We start from the raw sequence: 17,039 nt of genomic DNA on the forward strand, positions 1-17,039 counted from the left end.
CACAGAGTGAAAAGCCCGGCCCGTGCCGGGCTTTTTCATGGGTGAATGGGGTTTGACAGCGCTTTTTCTGGCAGGTAGTTTCGGCCCTTGTATCAAATTCATTCACCTGTGTGACTTCACCATGAGATGGACGGACAACGGATGCTGGGACAAGAGATAAGCCGACGCCGTCTGCTGCTGGGGGCGGGTTGCCTGATGGGGACCAGCCTGCTGTCGTTCCCTGCGCTGGCGAGCCGCAGCACTTCGGGACGGGAACTGAGTTTCTTCAACCTCAATACCGGCGAGCGGGTACGCGCCAGTTATTGGGAAGATGGCCACTATCTGAGCGACGGGCTGGCGGAGCTCAACCATATTTTCCGTGACTACCGTCGCAACGAAGTGTTCAACATCGACCGCAAGCTGTTCGATCAGCTCTTTCTGCTACAACACAAGCTGGGACGCCACGGCGAAATCCAGCTCATCTCGGGCTATCGCTCCCCGGCCACCAATCAGCAGAAGCGGCGCAAGAGTCGCGGCGTCGCCAAGCACAGCTACCACACCCTGGGGCAGGCGGTTGACGTGCGCATCCCCGGCGTGCAGCTGGCGCACCTGCGCAAGGCCGCCCTGAACCTCAAGGTGGGCGGTGTGGGTTATTACCCTTCCGACAACTTCGTGCACTTGGACACGGGTCCCGTTCGCAGCTGGTGAGTCGGGATTTCCTCAAGGGTTGAGTGACGATTGTGTCTTTTTGCCGCTGGCATTGAGGGGGACCAAGCTGCTAGGCTCTGGACTCCAGCCAGAGGAGAGAAAGATGAAGCAGATTGTGATCGGGGGGTTCATCGCCCTGTTGTTGACTGGTTGCGGCAAGCTCAACCGCGAGAGCTACGACAAGCTGAAAGTCGGGATGAGCTATGCCGAAGCGAGCGCCATCCTCGGCAAGGCCGAGCGTTGCGACGATGCTCTCGGCACCACGAGCTGTGTCTGGGGAGGGGAAGGCAAGAACATCAAGGTGCGTTTCATCGCCGACAAGGCGACCTTCTTCAGCTCGGAAGGGATCAACTGACCCTTTCCTCTCTTGCCGATGCCCAACAAAAAAGCGCCGTATGGCGCTTTTTTGTTGCTCGTTATCCGTGCGATATGGCCAGGAACTGGCGCGATCAATGGGTGGCGTACTGATAGTTGAAGGTGGGCAGTCCCCACTTGAAGCGTACCGCCAGGAGCCGCAGCACGCAGCCGATGCCGATGGCACCGAAAGCGGCCCAGTCGTTGGGCAGCCCATGGTGCAGCGCAAAGCAGTAGAGCGCGGCGGTGATCAGCGAGACGGCGGCATAGAGCTCGCGCTTGAACACCAGCGGGATACGCTGGCACAGCAAGTCCCGCAGCACCCCCCCGAACACGCCGGTCACCACGGCCATGATGCAGGCGATGCCGGCCCCGTGGCCCATCTCGAGCGCCCGGGCAGCCCCGAAGATGGAGAAGACCACGAGCCCCAGGGCATCGAGCGCCAGGAACAGCTTGCCAAGGTAGCGCATCAGCGGGGCCGAGATGACCCCGGCCATGGCGGCGCCCGCCACCAGCAGCACGTATTCGGGGTGCTCGACCCAGAGCAGGGGATAGTGGCCCAGCAGCACATCCCGAATGGTACCGCCACCGATGGCCGTCGCCGAGGCGATGATCACGACGCCAAACAGATCCATCCGTCGCCGACCCGCTGCCAGCGCGCCAGTCATCCCTTCGGCCACCAGGCCGAGCAAGAAGAGTGCATGTAACATGAGATATCCCAGGGTGCGAGAAAGGCCCGCATCCTAACAACCCTGCGCTGGGGCGACAAGCTATCTTGGTTATGCATTAGATTAAGTAATGAAAAGGGGGCTTTCGCCCCCTCTTTTGATCATGATGACGCGGTTCAGCGTCCAAGTTGCTCGCTGCGGTATTGGTCCACCCACATGGCGGTGGCGCCACAGATGGCCACCGGCATCACGAAGAGATTCACCACCGGGATGGCGGAGAAGAGGGTCACCAGGGCGCCGAAGCTCAGGCACTTTCCACGACGCTGCTTGAGGGCGTCGCGCATGGTGATGAAGCCGATCTTGTGGTTGTCGAACGGATAATCGACATACTGGATCGCCATCATCCAGGCGCTGAGCAGGAACCAGAGCACGGGTGCCAGGGTCTGGCCCACTACCGGGATCAGGAAGAGGATCAGGCAACCGATGGCCTTGGGCAGATAGTATTTCAGCTTGGTCCATTCGCGGCCGAAGGTACGAGGTACATCTTTCACCACATCCAGCATGCCGGTGTCATTCATGGCTTCACCGGTGAGGATCTGTTCCACCTTCTCTGCCAGCAGGCCGTTGAAAGGGGCAGCTATCCAGTTGGCCACCGAGCTGAAGATGAAGGAGAAGACCACCAGTATGGTGATGAGGGCGATGGGCCAGAGCAGGTAATCAAGCCAGGAGAGCCAGCTCGGGATCTGCTGGTGCAGCCAGGCGAACAGGCCGTCCAGTTGTAGCAACAGGGCGTAGAAGGCACCGGCAAAGAGCACGAAGTTGACCAGCAGGGGGATCAGCACGAAGGTGCGGATGCCGGGCTGGCGGATGAGTGAGAAGCCGCGCAGGAAGTAGTCTGCACCGCTGACCGAATCTTTGACCATGTGGGGTGATTGGCTCATGTGAGCTCCATCAGTGAATGGGGAAAGTGCCAGCATATTACAAACAAGCCTTTGATTTGGTAAAGTCGCCTGCCCGCCTCCTCTTTATTTCGTTACCCACATAGGCCGCCATGCGTCTGAAATTGATCAAACTCGCCGGTTTCAAGTCGTTTGTCGAGCCGACCCGCATCGAACTCAACGCCGACATGACCGCCGTGGTGGGCCCCAACGGCTGCGGCAAATCCAACGTCATCGACGCCGTGCGCTGGGTGCTGGGGGAGAGCTCCGCCCGCCATCTGCGCGGCGAGAACATGACCGACGTCATCTTCAACGGCTCCATCAACCGCAGCGCCCATGGCCGCGCCTCGGTGGAGCTGGTGTTCGACAATCCCCACAACCGGGTACCCGGCGAGTTCGGCCGCTTTACCGAGATCTCGGTGCGCCGCGAAGTGCTGCGCGACGGCTCCAATCACTACCAGATCAACGGCCAGAAGTGCCGCCGCAAGGATGTGACCGACCTTTTCCTCGGCACCGGCCTTGGGCCCCGCAGTTACGCCATCATCGAACAGGGCACCGTCAGCCGGCTGGTGGAGTCCCGCCCCGCCGATCTCAAGCTGTTCATGGAAGAGGCCGCCGGGGTCTCCCGCTACAAGGAGCGGCGCCGGGAGACCGAGCAGCGCATCCGCCATACCCAGGAGAACCTGGAACGCCTCGGCGATATCCGCGGCGAACTGGGCTCGCGCCTCGAGCATCTCAAGGCCCAGGCCGAGACCGCCGAGCGCTACAAGCAGCTCAAGAGCCGCAGTCGCGCGGCCCGCAGCGAACTGATCGGCTCGGAACTGTGGGCGCTGGAGACACGTCTTGGCGAAGCCAAGACCGAACTGGCCCAGACCGAGCAGGCGCTGGCGGCCCTCGATGCCAAGCGCACCACCGACGAGGGGCGTCACGTCACCCTGTCGGTGGCCCGCCAGGAGGCGCAGGCCGAGCAGGCCAGCCGCCAGCAACAGATTTTTCTCGGCGGGCAAGCCATCGCCCGCCTCGAGCAGCAGCAATTGCATCAGAACGAACTCGGTCGTGACTGGCAGGCGAGGCGGCAGGCCCTCGGCGAGCGTATCGAGGGGCTCAAGGCCCAGCTGGCCGGCCAGCTAGAGCAACTGGGCGAGAGCACGTTGCAGGGGGAGGTAGCGTCGGCGCGCCTCGAGCAGTGTGAGCAGTTGCTTACCGACCAGCAGAGCGTGCGGGCGGCAGCGGGCGATCGGCTCGAGCAGGCGCGCCAGCGTCAGCAGCAGTGGCAGCAGCAATTGGGGCAGTTGCAGGGGCGGCTCAACCAGACCCGCGCCGAGGTGAATGGCCTGCAGGAGCTGCAGGCCAAGACCCGGCTTGCCCGCCTCAAGCTGGAAGACGAACAGGCCGGGCCCCTTGGCGGGGAGGGGGAGAACCTGCAACCGGCCCTCGATGCCCTGGCGGCGGAACTCTCGCTCTCCCGCGCCCGCCATGAGGAAGCCGATGCGGCGTGGCAGGCCGGTGTGTCGCGCCATGAAGCACTCAAGGCAGAGCAGGGTCACCAGCAGGGCCTGCTGCGCGAGCTGGAGGCGCGCCTCGCCACCCTGGATCAGATCCTGGGGGAGCAGATGGCGGGCGCGACCCTGGCTGATCGGTTGCAGGTTCCCCCCGAGTGGGCCCGGGGGCTGGACAAGGTGCTCGGCCGCTGGCTCACCGCAATCCCGGCGGACGAGTGCAACCTGGCGCAACCCGGACTCTGGATTGGCCCGGCCCAGGCAGCCAGGGCCGGTACCCTGGCGGCGCAACTGGGGGGCGAGCACATTCCGGCTTTCCTCAACGCCATCTGGCTGGCAGAGAGCAGGGAGGAGGCGCTGTCCCGCCTGCACAGCCTCTCTGCCGGTGAGTCGCTGCTCACTCCCGCCGGCGACTGGTTCGGCCCCAACTGGGCGGATCTGGGGGAGGGCATGGCCCTCGGTACCCTGGCGCTGCTCGGTGAGCGTGAGCGGCTGCACACCGAGCGGGCCGCGGGCCGGGAGGCGCTGCACAGACTCGACGAGCAGCTTGTCGCCGCCGATGCAGCGCGGGCCCAGCAGCATGGAGCGCATGAGCTAGCTCAGCGCACCCTGCGCGAGCAGGAGCTGCGGTGGCAGCAACTGCGCGAAGCCTGGAGTCTGCGCGAGGGGCAGCGCCAGGAGCGCTTGCAGCGCCTGGGCCAGCTGGGGGAAGAGCTGGCCCGGCTCGATAAGGAGCAGGCTGAGGAGGCGCAGCGGCTGGCGTCGGCCGGGGAGCGGCTTGAGCAGGATGAAGCGGCCCTTGGCGAGCAGCAGGAGCAGGGGGAGGTACTCGCCGAGGCGCTGCTGCTTGCCCAGGAGCAGGTAAGCGGGGCGGAGCGGGCGCTGGAAGAGGCGCGCCTTCGCCGGGAGCAGCAGCAGGCGGCCTGCCAGCGGTTGCAACTGGAGCAGCAGAACCAGCGCCAGCTCATCACGCTGCGCGAGCAGGAGCTGGCCCGTCTCGGCCTGGAGCTGGCGGAACTCAAGGAGCCAGGGGCCGCTCCGAGTCAGGATCTGTCGCCCCTGCTGGTCGAGCAGCGCAATCTTGAGGCGCAGCAACTGGCCTGTCACCAACGGCTCTCAGAGCTGGATCGTCAGCTGACCGAGCTGGAGCAGGCCAGAAGCGCCGATCACAAGCAGCTGGTGAAAATTCAGGAGAAGCTGGCGACTCTGCGGCTCGAGCGCGAGCGCAACCTGACGCGCAGGCAGGGACTGCACGAGCAGTTCGAAGAGCTGGGCGTGCGCCTGGTGGACCTCGATCAGGCTGTGCTGATTGCCGCTGATCGCGGCAAGCTGCGCCAGGAGATCCAGACGCTGGAGGCGCAGGTGGAGGCGCTTGGCGCCATTAACCTGGCGGCACTGGAGGAGTATGAGGAGGCGAAAACCCGCGCAAGCTACCTGGAAAATCAGTGCCAGGATCTGGAGCAGGCCCTCGACACCTTGAGCCAAGCCATTAAAAGAATTGATAAAGAAACACAAATACGCTTCCGCGACACTTTCGATAAGGTCAATGAAGATTTAAAATCCCTGTTCCCAAAAGTGTTCGGGGGGGGCAGTGCCTGGCTTGAGCTGACCTCGGATGATCTTTTGGAGGCCGGAGTGAGCATCATGGCAAGACCTCCGGGCAAGAAGAATGCTACCATTGCCCTGCTTTCCGGGGGGGAGAAGGCGCTAACCGCCCTTGCGCTGGTTTTTGCCATCTTCAGACTCAATCCAGCACCATTTTGTCTGCTGGATGAGGTGGATGCACCGCTCGATGAAGTGAACGTCGGTCGCTTCTGTTCTCTTGTCAAAGAGATGTCGAGCACAGTACAGTTCGTTTACATCAGTCATAATAAGGTCTCCATGGAGATGGCCGAGCAGCTGGTTGGCGTCACGATGCAAGAGCCCGGGGTTTCGCGCATAGTGTCGGTCGATATCGGTGAAGCCGTCGCTTTGGCTGAGCAAAACTAGAAAGAGAAGCAGCTAATGCAGGAATTGCGTTACATCTTGGTTGCCCTGGGCGGTATTGCCATCGCGGCATTGCTCATTCACGGGTTGTGGAGCAACAGAAAGAATCGTCAGGCACCGATCAAGGAGAAACCCCTGGGTCGGATGGAGTCCAAGTCCCGTGAGCGTGACAACGACGCCTTCGACAGCGATGGCATCGGTCAGGTGCGTGTGGTGAGCGGTGGCCGTCGTGCCGAGCCCAAACTGCGCAGCGACGAGGCCCGTCAGCCCGAACCCCGCCGTGTCGCCCCCGTTCCCGCCTTCGATGATGAAGATGACGACGCCGATCTGCCGCCTCCCGTGGTGCGCAAGCCTGCCGCTCGCCCTGTCCCCCCTCAGCCTGTGTATGAGGAAGAAGAGGACTATGAAGAGCCGGTTGCCGCCCCTGTTGAAGAGGCCCCTGCCGCGCCGGTGCGCAAACCTGCCCAGGTGATCCGCCGTACCCCGGTACACCGTTCCCGTCCGCAGCGCGAGCCCATGATGCAGCCGCTGGACGAAGAGCCGCTGGTGGAGCCGGCCTATGCCCAGGCGCCGACCTTCGGTGCACGCGAGCCGGCACCGGTTGCCCAGCAGGCTCCCCGCTACGCCCAGCCGGCTTATGAAGAGCCCGCTTACGATGACGAGCCAGCCTATGAAGAGCCGGTTCACGCAGCCGAGCCAGAACCCGCTCCGGCCCCGGCCGAGAAGATCTGGCAGGATGTCTATGTCATCAACCTGATGGCCCGTCCCGGCCACGATCTGCAAGGTGCGACCCTGCTCTCTTCCCTGCTGGCGTTGGGCTTCAAGTTTGGCGAGATGGACATCTTCCACCGTCACGAAGATCTGGGCGGCAAGGGTGAAGTGCTCTTCTCCATGATCAACATGGTCAAGCCGGGTACCTTCAACCCCTATCGCATGGAGCAGTTCAGCACCCCGGGTGTGTCCCTCTTCATGCAACTGCCCCTTCGCAGCAATGCCGCCTTCGCCTTCGAGCACATGTTGCAGGCCGCGGATCAGCTGGCGAGCGATCTCGATGCCATGCTGACCGACGCCTCGCGCAGTCCCCTCAGCGACGACGACATCGCCCGCTACCGTCACGAGCTGGCGGCCTACGAGGCCAGCCGCGACTGATGCGCCATGGGGCTTGAACAATGAAAAGTGCGGTACCCCGGTGCCGCATTTTTGTTTCTGCCCCAGACTGAATGTTCCATCACACTTCGAGACTTTTTCATGAGCGATATCCTCTCCCGCCACCGTCAACTGTGTGAGCTGCTGACCGAGTACGGCCATCAGTACTATGTGCTGGACAACCCCACGGTGCCGGACGCCGAATACGATCGCCTGATGCGCGAGCTGATTGCGCTGGAGGCCGAGCATCCCGAGCTGAAAACCCCGGCCTCGCCGAGCGTGCGGGTGGGAGGCCAGCCGCTGACCGCCTTCAAGCAGGTACGCCACGAGATCCCCATGCTGAGTCTGGACAACGTCTTCAGCAGCGAGGAGTTGCAGGCGTTCGAGCAACGCATGAGTGATCGCCTCAAGCGGGAGGTGAATTTCACCTTCTGTTGCGAACCCAAGCTCGACGGTCTGGCGGTGAGCCTGCTCTACGTGGCTGGCCAGCTGGTACAGGCCGCCACTCGCGGGGACGGCACCACGGGGGAGGAGATCACGGAGAACGTGCGCACCATCAAGGCCATTCCCCTGACCCTGCGCGGCCAGGGGTGGCCTGCGCGGCTGGAGGTGCGTGGGGAGGTCTTCATGCCCAAGGCGGGGTTCGAGGCGATGAACCGCGATGCGCTGGCGGCGGGGGAGAAGGTGTTCGTCAACCCGCGCAACGCCGCTGCCGGCAGCCTGCGCCAGCTCGATTCACGCATCACCGCCAGCCGCCCCCTCAGCTTCTATGCCTACGGCGTGGGAGTCGGTGGCGACGAGCTGGGGGAGTCCCACTTCGGTCGCCTCAATCAGCTCAAGGCCTGGGGTCTGCCGCTCAGCCCGGAAGTGAAGCTCAAAGAGGGTGCCGCCGGCTGCCAGGCGTTTCACGATGATATCCTGGCGCGCCGTAGCGAGCTCCCCTACGAGATCGACGGCGTGGTCTACAAGGTGGATGACATCGCCCTGCAAGGGGAGCTCGGTTTCGTTGCCCGTGCGCCGCGCTGGGCCACTGCCCACAAGTTCCCGGCAGAAGAGGAGATGACCCTGCTGGAGAATGTTGAGTTCCAGGTGGGCCGCACCGGTGCCATCACCCCGGTGGCCAAGCTCAAGCCGGTGTTTGTCGGCGGCGTCACCGTGTCCAACGCCACTTTGCACAATGCGGACGAGATCGCGCGCCTTGGCGTCATGATCGGCGACACAGTGATCGTGCGCCGGGCCGGGGACGTGATCCCCCAGGTCGTGGCTGTGGTGGAGGCGCAGCGCCCGGCGGATGCCCGCGCGATCCTCTTCCCGACCGAGTGCCCGGTGTGCGGCTCGGCGGTGGAGCGGCTGGAAGGGGAGGCCGTGGCCCGCTGTTCCGGCGGCCTCTTCTGCGAGGCCCAGCGGGCGGCCGCCATCAAGCACTTCGCGGCGCGTCGCGCCATGGATGTGGATGGCCTTGGCGACAAGATAGTGGAGCAACTGGTGGACAAGGGGCTGGTGAAGACCCCGGCGGACCTGTTCAGCCTCAACGCCATCCAGCTGGCCGGGCTCGATCGGATGGGGCAAAAATCGGCCCTCAACCTGGTGGCCGCCATCGATGCCGCCCGCAGCACCACCCTGCCCCGCTTCCTGTTTGCCCTGGGGATCCGCGAAGTAGGGGAGGCGACCGCCTTGAGCCTCGCCAACCACTTCCTCACCCTGGATGCCCTGCGCGCCGCCTCGGTGGAGCAGTTGCTGGAAGTGGCTGACGTGGGAGACATAGTGGCCAAGCATGTCTACTACTTCCTGCGCCAGCCCCACAACATCGAAGTGCTCGACGCCCTGCTGGCCGCCGGTATCCATTGGCCGGTCATCGAGAAGAAAGAGGCAAGCGATCAGCCTTTTGCCGGCAAGACCTTCGTGCTGACCGGCACCCTCACCGCCTTGTCCCGCAACGATGCCAAGGCGGCGCTGCAGGCCCTGGGGGCCAAGGTGGCGGGCTCGGTGTCGGCCAAGACCGACGTGCTGGTGGCGGGGGAGGCGGCAGGCTCCAAGCTCGCCAAGGCCCAGGAGCTGGGGATCACCATCTGGACCGAGGCCGAGTTGCAGGCGGCCATTCAGCACTGAGAATGCACGTTTGAGCAGACAAACCCGGCCCACTGGCCGGGTTTGTCGTTGGTGGGCTCACTCGACGTAGCTCACCTTGTTCTGCCAGGCATCGGGAGCCGTCAGGTGCCAGCGTGCCAGTTCGCTCTTGCTGAACAGATATTCCCCGCGGGATGCGGCGCGGGGGGAGAGGGCGCCGGGCGCCGTGCCCGAGAGGATGGCATTGGCCAGTTCGGCGGCTCTCTCTCCCTGGCTGTGGCCGTCGAGCACCAGGCCGCCGATGGCGGCTCCCCTGCCCACCGCAAAGGCCCAGAAGCAGAACAGTGGCACCGGGCTGTTGGCGCTGGTCCATGCCAGTACCTGTTGCTCGCTTACATGCTGGCCCTGAGCGTCGGTGAGAGTGTGGTAGAGGCCGAGGAAGAGCGCCTGATAGCCGTTTTTCCGGCTGGCGAGCACTGCCTCCTGCCAGCGTCCGTAGTCGGTGAACTGGCGGCTGCTGACCCGGGTCTGACCGATCGTCAGCTCGCCTCGCCCCTTGAACTCGTGGGCGACGGCGGTGCGGGACACCTCGCTTTCGTCAAACAGCACCAGGGCACGCTCCAGCCCTCCCATCAACTGACTCATCTCGTTGATGCTGCGCTTGAGCAGAGGGCGTTCCAAGACGCCGGTGATCAGGGGGTGGCCGACCAGCCCCTTGGGGCGCGGATTCTCGTTCATCCCGAGAAACACCACGGGCGTTCCCCGGGCGGCGATGGGTCGGGCGAGGGCGTTGATGGCGTTGTCATCCCCCAGGATCACCAGCGCCGGCTGGTGGGTCCGGTAGGCGGCCATTCCCTTGGCGAGCAGTTCGTCACGGGTCTGGCCGGGCTGGCGCTTGGTGTCCAGATAGAGATACCCGAGGTGATGCGCCTGCTTGAGGTGTTGCTCGAGGCCGGCACTGTAGCTCTGATCCCACTGGTTGCTCTGGTGATAGCTGCTGATCACCAGGATCTCGGCGGCCAGCAGCGGGAGGGAGAGGAGGGAGAGCAGGAGCAAGACCTTGGTCACGTGTGTTTTCCGCAAGGGACAGACTGTTCCCCAGTATGTGCTCTCCCGCTCTCTGGCGCCTCGGTCAATTGTTGTCGGAAGGCGTGCCCCTCTCTTTTTATCCCTTGCCGGGCGGGAGCCCGCATCCCGTCTGGGGTGAGCAAAAAGAGCGCCTTTTGGCGCTGGTCGTGAACTGCCCCACTCCTTCCAAAACCTGTTCTGGATCAAGAAACAGGGTACCGCTTTGGTGCCTAATAGACCCCACATATAGGGGTAAGCATAAAAAAAATACCCATATATAGTGTTATAAAGCTGTGCATAAGTGGTCGCCCTCTCAGTGTCAGCCCAGGTGTTTCAAGCCTTGGCTGACCTTGTTTGCGCCGGGGACGGGCGTGGAGAAGGGGACTCAACGAGGGTGAGCCGAGGGTGGCCACCAGGTCTTTCAATACGGGGAAAATCGATGAAACCGGTAGTGATCAAACGCGATGGATGTCGTGCACCATTCAATGGCCAACTGATCCGCGATGCGGTCAGCCGGGCGGCGGCCGCGGTCAATCAGGCCAGTCCGGCGCTGGCAGAGCGCATTGCCGCCGCTGTCAGCCAGGAGCTGGAGGGGCGAGGGGAGGTAGACATCCACGAGATCCAGAACCGGGTCGAGAACCACCTGATGGCCTCCGACGACAAGGCCATCGCCCGTGCCTACATCGAATACCGTCACGACCGGGATCAGGCCCGCGAGGCCCGGGGTCGCCTGGCCCAGGAGATCCGCGGCCTGGTGGAGCAGACCAACGCGGCCCTGCTCAACGAGAACGCCAACAAGGACTCCAAGGTGATCCCGACCCAGCGTGACCTGCTGGCGGGCATCGTTGCCAAGCATTACGCCATCAGTCACATGCTGCCCCGTGACGTGGTGCAGGCCCACGAGAGCGGCGACCTGCACTTCCACGATCTCGACTACTCCCCCTTCTTCCCCATGTTCAACTGCATGCTGATCGATCTGCAGGGGATGCTGACCCACGGCTTCAAGATGGGCAACGCGGAGATAGACACTCCCAAATCCATCAGCACCGCCACCGCGGTGACCGCCCAGATCATCGCCCAGGTGGCGAGCCATATCTATGGCGGCACCACCATCAACCGCATCGACGAAGTGCTGGCACCCTATGTGACCATCAGCTGGCACAAGCACCGGGAGGTGGCCGAGGAGTGGGGGATCCGGGACGTGGATGCCTATGCCATGGCCCGCACCGAGAAGGAGTGCCACGACGCCTTCCAGTCCCTCGAATACGAGGTCAATACCCTGCACACCGCCAACGGTCAGACGCCGTTCGTCACCTTCGGCTTTGGCCTGGGGGACAGTTGGGAATCGCGCCTCATCCAGCGCGCCATCCTAGGCAACCGCATCGCCGGCCTTGGCAAGAACAGGAAGACCGCCGTCTTCCCGAAACTGGTGTTCGCCATCAAGGATGGCCTGAACCACAAACCGGGGGATCCCAACTACGACATCAAGCAGCTGGCGCTGGAGTGCGCCTCCAAGCGGATGTACCCGGACATCCTCAACCACGACCAGGTGGTCAAGGTCACAGGCTCCTTCAAGACCCCCATGGGGTGCCGCTCCTTCCTCGGTGCCTTTGAAGAGAATGGCGAGCTGGTCCACGAAGGGCGCAACAACTTGGGGGTCGTGAGCCTCAACCTGCCGCGCATTGCCCTGAAATCCCGCGATGAAGCGGACTTCTGGGACAAGCTGGACGCCGCCCTGCGGGTGGCCAAGACAGCGCTCATGTACCGCATCAAGCGCCTGGACGGGGTCAAGGCCCGGGTCGCCCCCATCCTCTACATGGAAGGGGCCTGCGGGGTGCGCCTCAAGGCCGATGACAACATCAGCGAGATCTTCAAACATGGCCGCGCCTCCATTTCGCTGGGTTACATCGGGGTACACGAGACCATCAACGCCCTCTATGGCACCGACGTCCACCTGTTCGACAGCGAGACCCTGCGCCAGAAGGCCATCGCCATCATCGCGCGGCTCAAGGCGGCCACCGACGAGTGGAAGGAGGAGACCGGCTACGGCTTCAGCCTCTACTCCACCCCGAGCGAGAACCTCTGCACCCGTTTCTGCCGCATCGATGCCAAGGAGTTTGGCGTAGTGGCCGGGGTGACCGACAAGGGCTACTACACCAACAGTTTCCACCTGGACGTGGAGAAGCAGGTGAACCCCTACGACAAGCTGGACTTCGAGGCGCCCTATCCGCCCATCGCCAGCGGCGGCTTCATCTGCTACGGCGAGTACCCCAACATCCAGCACAACCTGGAGGCGCTGGAGAACGTCTGGGACTACAGCTATGACAAGGTGCCCTACTACGGCACCAACACCCCCATCGACGAGTGCTACGACTGCGGTTTCACCGGCGAGTTCGAGTGCACCTCCAAGGGCTTCACCTGCCCGCGCTGCGGCAACCACGACCCGGCCAAGGTGTCGGTGACACGCCGGGTGTGCGGCTATCTCGGCAGCCCGGATGCGCGCCCCTTCAACGCGGGCAAGCAGGAAGAGGTCAAACGCCGCGTCAAGCATATGTAAGCGAGCAGACCCCACCCCAGCCCTCCCCTTGGCAGGGGGGCAAAGAAGCTCCTCCCCCTTTCGAAGGGGGAGGTTGGGAGGGGGTTGGCCGTTAACCCAGAGAACTCGAATGCACTACCACCAGTACTACCCGGTCGATGTGATCAACGGCCCCGGCACCCGCGCCACCCTGTTCGTGTCGGGTTGCGAGCACCAGTGCCCCGGTTGCTACAACCAGAGCACCTGGCGGCTCGATGGGGGCAAGCCGTTCGATGAGGCGATGAGCGATCGCATCATTCACGATCTCAACGACAGCCGCATCAAGCGGCGCGGACTGTCGCTCTCCGGCGGCGATCCGCTCCACCCCGCCAACGTGCCGCATGTGCTGGCGCTGGTGAAGCGGGTGCGGGCCGAGTGCCCCGGCAAGGACATCTGGTGCTGGACCGGCTATCTGCTGGCCGATCTCAGCCCGGCCCAGCGGGAGCTGGTGGCCTTGCTGGACGTGCTGGTGGATGGCAGGTTCGAGAAGGCCCTGGCGGATCCCGGTCTGCTCTGGCGCGGCAGCAGCAACCAGATGGTTCACGACCTCAACGCCTGGTGGAAAGGAGGAGAGCGGATCCCCTGTCTGGTTTGCAGTTGAGGCCTTGGGTGTTTATGGTTAGGCCAACCCCAAGTGCTGTTTACACGAGGAATCCCGATGAACAATCTGCTCAAGATCCTGCTGGCCATCTTTCTCCCCCCGGTCTGCGCCTTTATCCAGGTAGGCTTCAGCCTCCATTTCCTCATCAACATAGTGCTGACCCTGCTGGGCGGTCTGCCCGGCATGGTTCATGCCCTCTGGCTGGTGGTAAGCGACAAGCGCGCCTGAGCCGTGAGAGATCACAAGGCCAGCCCTCCGGGGTTGGCTTTTTTTTGCCTGCCAGATGGGGGCTTCCCGGATGAGCCCCTTTGCCTGACACTGGCGCGTCGCTCATGGAGTCGAGCGATACAACGAAGAGGGAATGTCAGTGCGTGTGAAAGGGTTGTTTCTGTGGGCCGCCCTGGCCCTGCTCGGGGGCTGTGCCAGCCCCACCGCCAAGCTGAATCAGCCTCCGGTGGATGTCACCTGGGAAACGCTGCCCGAATACTGGGTGCTGGTGGGGGATGCCATCAGTTTTAACCCGGTCGGGGGGCTGCCGGCGAAGAGGCCGGTCAAGGGGTATGTGACCCTTCGCTACCTCATCGATTCCAATGGCACGCTGTTCAGCCCAGAGGTACTGGAGTCCCAGCCTCCCGGCGTGCTGGATCTCATCGCCATCTCCGGGCTGGCGCAGCTGCGCTACCGGCCATCGGAGCAGAATCTGCAAGCCATTCCGGCTCGGGTTGTGGCCCGATTTGAAGTGGAAGTGAAATGACAAACACCCCGGCCAGGCCGGGGTGTTTCGTGTGTGCTGTGTGCCATGACGGCGCGGATCACTGCTCCTTGCAGTCGTTGTAGCGGCTCTGCCACTCCCCGGCGTCATCACGCATCTCGACGAACCCCTCCTTGCCCTTGTTCCACCAGACCACCTCGTGATCGTCGGTATAGCGGGCGCCGGAGGCGGAAACCGCCTGGGGCAGGGTGTAATCCTTGCCATCGGGGAGGGAGAGCTTGACGAAGTTAAGGCTCTCGTCCGAGAGGGAGAAGTAGCGAACCTGCACTTTCTGGTTCTGTTCACACAGATAGGTGACGGGATCGCCGCCGGTCACTCCCAGCTTGCCGCTGCCCAGATCGCAGCCGCCGAGCAGGGTGATGGCGCCCGCCCCCAGTAGAAAGAGCTTGGCGTGTTTCATGTTTGATCCTCACAACGGTGTCATATGGCCTTGAGCCTAACAGGATGAGGCACAACTGCAACCTCATGGCGGGAGCCCTGCGTCGGGATGCGTCCGTCTCCCTCCGGTCCGTGGGGCAGGCAAAAAAACGCCCCGGCAGGCAAGCGGGGCGAAAGGGAGCCATCCAATGGCTGCAGAAAAGGGTCAGTGGCCGAACCGTGTCGCCTCGAAGCGATTGAGCAGCCGGTGGATGAGGTAGCAGGCGAGCAGGGTGACCACGATGGCAAAGAGGATGCTGCTCACCCGATAGAGGGCGCTGAACACCAGGTCGTTGCCCGGGGTCAGGTACTGGCCGAACAGGATGCCGAGGGTGGTGAGGGCACCGAAGCCGACTCCGGAGCCGCTCGCCTCCTTCACATGGGCATAGCTGAACAGCATGGCACCGAGCCAGAGCACCGGGGTCACCAGCAGCAGCAAGCCGGACCAGTCATAGAGCACCAGCTGCCCCAGGATGCCGAAACTCACCCCCAGCAGGGTGCCCATGGCCCGCTTGCGGGCATAGTCCAGGGCGCCGTTCCAGTGCATGGGGAAGAGCAGCAGCAGGGTGGTGGCCTGGGCGGACATGGAGTCGCGCAGATCGAAGATCTGGAACACCAGGAACGAGAGGGTCGCGATGGATGCCCCCAGCAGGGCTTCGTGGCGCATCCGGTGAGGCGCCTTGGGGGAGGGGGCCGGCCTGGGGCGCTCCTCCACGTCCGGAATGAGGGCCGTCATCAGATAGGCGATGAGCACCGACAGGACGCTGGCCCAGAGGTTGCTGAAGATGAGGTCGTTCAGATCAATCCCGGGGTAGCTGGCAAAGTGCAGCATGATGCTGAGGCTGAGCACCCCGTTGGCACCGAACAGGAACAGGCTGCCCCGGGACATGGCGGCGAAACGGTAGAGGAAGAGCAAAAAGACCAGGGGGGTCATGAGCCCTGGGTGGCCGCCAAACAGGCCGCCGAGCAGTCCCACTTCCAGACCGCACATGGCGGCGGAGGCGATGAGCTGGCGGGCGGCGTGACCGTTCATCACCGGCACCAGGCCGAGCAGCAGCACCGGGGTGACGGTGAAGAAGACCCCGTTGCTCCAGCCGAAGATCTTGCACAGCACAAACCCCAGGGTACAGCCAAAGGCGATGCGCAGACACTGGCGCAGTTCGTTGGGGGTGAGGGGTCTGTGCCACAGGTTCATGGTCGTCATCTCAATAGATGTAGTGCAGCAGGCTGAGCAGACGGATCTGGCCTCGGGCCAGCAGCCCGGTCAGGGTGTTGTCCGGCAGCAGCTGCACTGTGGCGCGGGCCCCGGCCGGCAGGTGGGCGGGCAGTTGCTCCAGGGTCAGGTGCAGGCGCAGGCGCTGGGCATCCCGGACCCAGCGATCGGACTCGACGGGGTTCGCAAGCTGGCCGTTGGCGTCAAACTGGCCGGCACTGACCCCGGCATCCAGGCTGGCGACGCGGGCCGGATAGAGGCGACCGGGCTCGCCGTCGAAGGCGACGAGGGCCTGACTGCCGGCGCTGACGTGGCGCAGGCTCTTCTCGCGAAAATCGGCGATCACGTCCACCTGCTCGGAGACCAGGGCCAGCAGGGGGGAGCCCGCATTGGCCACGCTGCCAGGCTTGAGCTGCAGGTTGGTGATGATGCCGTCCTGGCTTGCATGAACCCGGCTGTAGGCGAGGTTGAGCTCGGCCTGGGCGAGGCGGTTGCGGGCCTGGCGCAGCAGCAGGTTGTCTTCCCCTGGCAAGCCGCGGTTGACGCGGGCCTGCTCTACCCGGGCCTGGCTGCCGAGCAGGTTGGCACGGGCGGTGCGGGCGGCGCTGTCGGCGTCATCTTTCTGCTGCTCAGAGACCATGTGACGGCGGTAGAGGGCGTCGATACGCGCCGCTTCCCGCTGTTTCTGGTCGGCCTGGGTGCGCAGCGAGCTGTACTCCGCCTCATAGGCGGTCAGGGTCGCGTCCAGCTGGCGGTTCTGCTGCCTGGCCTGATCCAGGGCGAGCCTGGCCTGATCCACGGCGAGCTGGAAGGGTTCCGGGTCGAGGGCGAACAGCAGATCCCCCTGCTTGACGTGCTGGTTGTTGGCGACGGCGACTTCGACCACCTTGCCGCTGACCTGGGGGGCCATCCGGGTGACGACCCGGGTGGCCATGGCCTGGGGGGTCAGGGGCATCTTGATGTCGGCCAGCAGAAAGTAGCCAAACACCAGGACGAAGCAGACGATGGCCCACTTTATCCAGCGCTTGAATTGTTGATCCGGTGTCAT

The 17,039-nt window shown here is 63.8% G+C and carries 15 protein-coding genes; 9 read left to right on the forward strand and 6 right to left on the reverse strand.

Translation table 11 applies throughout. The features are described from left to right. The first annotated feature begins 141 nt into the window (after window positions 1-141). Window positions 142-687 (forward strand): DUF882 domain-containing protein, encoded by a 546-nt coding sequence (locus ACB037_RS04865; protein WP_039039271.1) that lies wholly within the window; start codon window positions 142-144, stop codon window positions 685-687. A 103-nt stretch (window positions 688-790) separates the two neighbouring features. Beyond that, window positions 791-1,042 carry a DUF3862 domain-containing protein gene (locus ACB037_RS04870; protein WP_371174965.1) on the forward strand — a complete coding sequence of 84 codons (252 nt, stop codon included), beginning with the start codon at window positions 791-793 and terminating at the stop codon, window positions 1,040-1,042. Between the two features lie 94 nt (window positions 1,043-1,136). Here the strand turns inward: ACB037_RS04870 and ACB037_RS04875 are convergent, their stop codons facing one another. Beyond that, entirely contained in the window at window positions 1,137-1,751 is a 615-nt protein-coding gene (locus ACB037_RS04875; protein ID WP_371174966.1) for a trimeric intracellular cation channel family protein, read from the reverse strand. Between the two features lie 134 nt (window positions 1,752-1,885). Beyond that, window positions 1,886-2,650, reverse strand: a complete 765-nt coding sequence (cysZ, locus tag ACB037_RS04880; protein WP_010673447.1) for a sulfate transporter CysZ — start codon at window positions 2,648-2,650, stop codon at window positions 1,886-1,888. 110 nt (window positions 2,651-2,760) lie between these two features. Between cysZ and ACB037_RS04885 the strand changes: the two genes are divergently transcribed. From ACB037_RS04885 to ligA, 3 genes are all read left to right on the forward strand, one after another. Further along, the gene (locus tag ACB037_RS04885; RefSeq protein WP_371174967.1) at window positions 2,761-6,135 is read left to right on the forward strand and encodes an AAA family ATPase; all 3,375 of its coding nucleotides are present in this window, start codon (window positions 2,761-2,763) and stop codon (window positions 6,133-6,135) included. Window positions 6,136-6,150: 15 nt separating this feature from the next. Next, window positions 6,151-7,281: a cell division protein ZipA gene (gene zipA, locus ACB037_RS04890; protein WP_371174968.1), complete on the forward strand. Its 1,131-nt coding sequence runs from the start codon at window positions 6,151-6,153 to the stop codon at window positions 7,279-7,281. 99 nt (window positions 7,282-7,380) lie between these two features. Continuing rightward, entirely contained in the window at window positions 7,381-9,387 is a 2,007-nt protein-coding gene (gene ligA / locus ACB037_RS04895; protein WP_371174969.1) for an NAD-dependent DNA ligase LigA, read from the forward strand. A gap of 57 nt (window positions 9,388-9,444) precedes the next feature. Here ligA and ACB037_RS04900 read toward each other — a convergent pair whose 3' ends face one another. Next, entirely contained in the window at window positions 9,445-10,413 is a 969-nt protein-coding gene (locus ACB037_RS04900; protein WP_371174970.1) for an ABC transporter substrate-binding protein, read from the reverse strand. A gap of 439 nt (window positions 10,414-10,852) precedes the next feature. Here ACB037_RS04900 and nrdD point away from each other — a divergent pair, with 439 nt between their 5' ends. The 4 genes from nrdD to ACB037_RS04920 all read left to right on the forward strand — a co-directional run bounded on the left by nrdD (window position 10,853) and on the right by ACB037_RS04920 (window position 14,343). Beyond that, window positions 10,853-12,970 (forward strand): anaerobic ribonucleoside-triphosphate reductase, encoded by a 2,118-nt coding sequence (nrdD, locus tag ACB037_RS04905; RefSeq protein ID WP_069651718.1) that lies wholly within the window; start codon window positions 10,853-10,855, stop codon window positions 12,968-12,970. A gap of 109 nt (window positions 12,971-13,079) precedes the next feature. Then, the gene (nrdG, locus tag ACB037_RS04910) at window positions 13,080-13,589 is read left to right on the forward strand and encodes an anaerobic ribonucleoside-triphosphate reductase-activating protein (RefSeq protein WP_371174971.1); all 510 of its coding nucleotides are present in this window, start codon (window positions 13,080-13,082) and stop codon (window positions 13,587-13,589) included. Between the two features lie 57 nt (window positions 13,590-13,646). Beyond that, window positions 13,647-13,817 (forward strand): YqaE/Pmp3 family membrane protein, encoded by a 171-nt coding sequence (locus tag ACB037_RS04915; protein ID WP_010673454.1) that lies wholly within the window; start codon window positions 13,647-13,649, stop codon window positions 13,815-13,817. Between the two features lie 133 nt (window positions 13,818-13,950). After that, on the forward strand, window positions 13,951-14,343 hold the full coding sequence (locus ACB037_RS04920) for an energy transducer TonB (protein ID WP_371174972.1): 393 nt from the start codon (window positions 13,951-13,953) through the stop codon (window positions 14,341-14,343). Between the two features lie 58 nt (window positions 14,344-14,401). Here ACB037_RS04920 and ACB037_RS04925 read toward each other — a convergent pair whose 3' ends face one another. The 3 genes from ACB037_RS04925 to ACB037_RS04935 all read right to left on the reverse strand — a co-directional run bounded on the left by ACB037_RS04925 (window position 14,402) and on the right by ACB037_RS04935 (window position 17,039). Then, window positions 14,402-14,761, reverse strand: coding sequence for an MliC family protein (locus tag ACB037_RS04925; protein WP_010673456.1), 360 nt, complete (start codon window positions 14,759-14,761; stop codon window positions 14,402-14,404). A 183-nt stretch (window positions 14,762-14,944) separates the two neighbouring features. Further along, complete coding sequence (locus ACB037_RS04930) at window positions 14,945-15,973, reverse strand: DUF2955 domain-containing protein (RefSeq protein ID WP_010673457.1); 1,029 nt, start codon at window positions 15,971-15,973, stop codon at window positions 14,945-14,947. Between the two features lie 10 nt (window positions 15,974-15,983). After that, on the reverse strand, window positions 15,984-17,039 hold the full coding sequence (locus tag ACB037_RS04935) for an HlyD family secretion protein (RefSeq protein WP_010673458.1): 1,056 nt from the start codon (window positions 17,037-17,039) through the stop codon (window positions 15,984-15,986).

Origin of the sequence: Aeromonas sp. S19(2024) (assembly GCF_041402625.1) — a bacterium.
GTDB classification, from domain to species: domain Bacteria; phylum Pseudomonadota; class Gammaproteobacteria; order Enterobacterales; family Aeromonadaceae; genus Aeromonas; species Aeromonas caviae.

Coding starts and splice junctions, on each gene's coding strand:
- ACB037_RS04865 (WP_039039271.1), top strand. CDS start 142: ATGCTGGGACAAGAGATAAGCCGACGCCGTCTGCTGCTGGGGGCGGGT.
- ACB037_RS04930 (WP_010673457.1), bottom strand. CDS start 15,973: ATGAACCTGTGGCACAGACCCCTCACCCCCAACGAACTGCGCCAGTGT.
- nrdG (WP_371174971.1), top strand. CDS start 13,080: ATGCACTACCACCAGTACTACCCGGTCGATGTGATCAACGGCCCCGGC.
- ACB037_RS04875 (WP_371174966.1), bottom strand. CDS start 1,751: ATGTTACATGCACTCTTCTTGCTCGGCCTGGTGGCCGAAGGGATGACT.
- ligA (WP_371174969.1), top strand. CDS start 7,381: ATGAGCGATATCCTCTCCCGCCACCGTCAACTGTGTGAGCTGCTGACC.
- ACB037_RS04885 (WP_371174967.1), top strand. CDS start 2,761: ATGCGTCTGAAATTGATCAAACTCGCCGGTTTCAAGTCGTTTGTCGAG.
- ACB037_RS04915 (WP_010673454.1), top strand. CDS start 13,647: ATGAACAATCTGCTCAAGATCCTGCTGGCCATCTTTCTCCCCCCGGTC.
- cysZ (WP_010673447.1), bottom strand. CDS start 2,650: ATGAGCCAATCACCCCACATGGTCAAAGATTCGGTCAGCGGTGCAGAC.
- ACB037_RS04920 (WP_371174972.1), top strand. CDS start 13,951: ATGTCAGTGCGTGTGAAAGGGTTGTTTCTGTGGGCCGCCCTGGCCCTG.
- nrdD (WP_069651718.1), top strand. CDS start 10,853: ATGAAACCGGTAGTGATCAAACGCGATGGATGTCGTGCACCATTCAAT.
- ACB037_RS04870 (WP_371174965.1), top strand. CDS start 791: ATGAAGCAGATTGTGATCGGGGGGTTCATCGCCCTGTTGTTGACTGGT.
- ACB037_RS04925 (WP_010673456.1), bottom strand. CDS start 14,761: ATGAAACACGCCAAGCTCTTTCTACTGGGGGCGGGCGCCATCACCCTG.
- ACB037_RS04935 (WP_010673458.1), bottom strand. CDS start 17,039: ATGACACCGGATCAACAATTCAAGCGCTGGATAAAGTGGGCCATCGTC.
- zipA (WP_371174968.1), top strand. CDS start 6,151: ATGCAGGAATTGCGTTACATCTTGGTTGCCCTGGGCGGTATTGCCATC.